We start from the raw sequence: 1,892 nt of genomic DNA on the forward strand, positions 1-1,892 counted from the left end.
GGAGCCTCGGCGGCGACCACGATCGGCGCGGCCGTCCAATTACCGAACGTCGCGGCCAGCATGGTGCCTGCGGTCTCAGCGGCGCCGCGCCCGGCAACCCAGATCACCGTACGAGGAGACTCATTGCCACGTACCGCGTCCAGTGCACCCTCGTCCAGCGCGGCCGCGGCCGCACGCACCTGCGCACCGGCCGTCGACGCCGCCCGCAACAGCCCCTCGCGATCGGCGGCCAACAAACCTTCGGTGTCGTCGAGGTCGATGATGGCCTGAGTTGCGTTCACGTCGCGACCTGACTGACATCCTGCTGGCGGATCTCGTCGGCGACTTGGGCGACCACGGCTTCGACGTCTTCGGCGCACCGTCCTTCCACGTTCAGCCGCAGCAGCGGCTCGGTATTGGAACTGCGCAGGTTGAACCAGCTGCCCTCACCGAGGTCCACCGTCACCCCGTCCAGGTGATCGATGGATTGAATCCGGCTGCCAAACGATTTCAGCACCGCTTCGACACACGAGGCAGCGTCGGACACGGTGAAGTTGATCTCGCCAGATGATTCGTAGCGCTGGTAGTCGGCCGTCAACTCCGATAGCGGCCGCTGCTGCTCACCGAGCGCGGCCAGCACGTACAGCGCGGCCAGCATCCCGGAATCGGCGCCCCAGAAATCGCGGAAGTAGTAGTGCGCAGAGTGTTCGCCGCCGAAGATCGCACCGGTGTCGGCCATCAGCCCCTTGATGTAGGAGTGCCCGACCCGCGATCGAACCGGGGTGCCGCCGCGTTCGACCACCAACTCCGGCACCGCGCGAGAGGTGATCAGGTTGTGGATCACGGTCGCGCCGATTTCCCGGCCGAGCTCGCGGGCGGCGACCAGCGCGGTCACTGTCGACGGCGACACCAGCTGACCGCGCTCGTCGACCACAAAACACCGGTCGGCGTCGCCGTCGAAGGCTAGGCCGATATCCGCGCCGCTGTCCTGCACATAGGCCTGCAGGTCGGTCAGGTTCGCCGGGTCCAGCGGGTTGGCCTCGTGGTTGGGGAACGAACCGTCGAGCTCGAAGTACAACGGCAACAGAGTGATCGACCCAATCGGACCAAGGACTGCCGGTGCGGTATGGCCGGCCATCCCGTTGCCCGCGTCGACGGCCACCCGCAGCTGGCGCAGCCCGGCGGTGTTCACCAACGAGCGAAGGAAGGCTCCGTAGTCGGCCAGCACGTCTTTGTCGCCGACGGAACCAGCCGGCCCGTCGTAAGCAGCGACGCCGGCGACCAGATCGTCACGGATCGCGGTCAACCCGGTCTCGGCGCCGACGGGTTTGGCGCCCGCCCGGCACAGTTTGATGCCGTTGTAGGCGGCCGGATTGTGGCTCGCGGTGAACATCGCACCGGGGCAGTCCAGCAGCCCGGAGGCGAAGTAGAGCTGATCGGTTGACGCCAGGCCGATGCGGACCACGTCGAGGCCCTGGGCAGTCACCCCGGCGGCGAAAGCTGCGGCCAGCGACGGCGAGCTGTCGCGCATGTCGTAGCCGATGGCGATCTGCCGCGCGTCCTCGGCACGCATCAGCCTGGCGAAGGCAGCGCCGACGTCGGTGACCAGCGACTCGTCGATCTCCTCACCGACCAGACCCCGGACGTCATATGCCTTGATCACACGGTTGACAACCGCGGCGGACCGAGACATCAAAAGGCTCCTGACGAACGGGGACGTTTCGTCGTCAGCCTAGCCCGGCGACGATGCAGAGCGCGGAGCGCGATGAGGTGGGGGTCCCCCCAGCCGCGCAGCGGCGTGGGGGCGAGGCGGGCAATCAGCCTAGCCCGGCGGGCTTACTAGTCAGTGGGGTCGGGCAACACCCGAAGATGTCCACGTCGGCGTCCGGTGCCGGCGGGGCGCTGCCCGGCCT

General features: G+C 67.9%; 1 protein-coding gene and 1 pseudogene. Both read right to left on the reverse strand.

Translation table 11 applies throughout. The features are described from left to right. Positions 1–281, reverse strand: a pseudogene (locus tag WB785_RS04095) (TobH protein); the annotation flags it as partial. Beyond that, the gene (locus WB785_RS04100; protein WP_424077412.1) at positions 278–1,672 is read right to left on the reverse strand and encodes a phosphomannomutase/phosphoglucomutase; all 1,395 of its coding nucleotides are present in this window, start codon (positions 1,670–1,672) and stop codon (positions 278–280) included. The pseudogene WB785_RS04095 and the gene WB785_RS04100, both read right to left, overlap by 4 nt. Positions 1,673–1,892 lie beyond the last annotated feature (220 nt).

It is taken from the genome of Mycobacterium sp., assembly GCF_049585075.1.
Taxonomy (GTDB): Bacteria; Actinomycetota; Actinomycetes; order Mycobacteriales; family Mycobacteriaceae; genus Mycobacterium.

Excerpts from the sequence above, each read along its gene's own strand:
- WB785_RS04100 (WP_424077412.1), bottom strand. The coding sequence starts at position 1,672 with ATGTCTCGGTCCGCCGCGGTTGTCAACCGTGTGATCAAGGCATATGAC.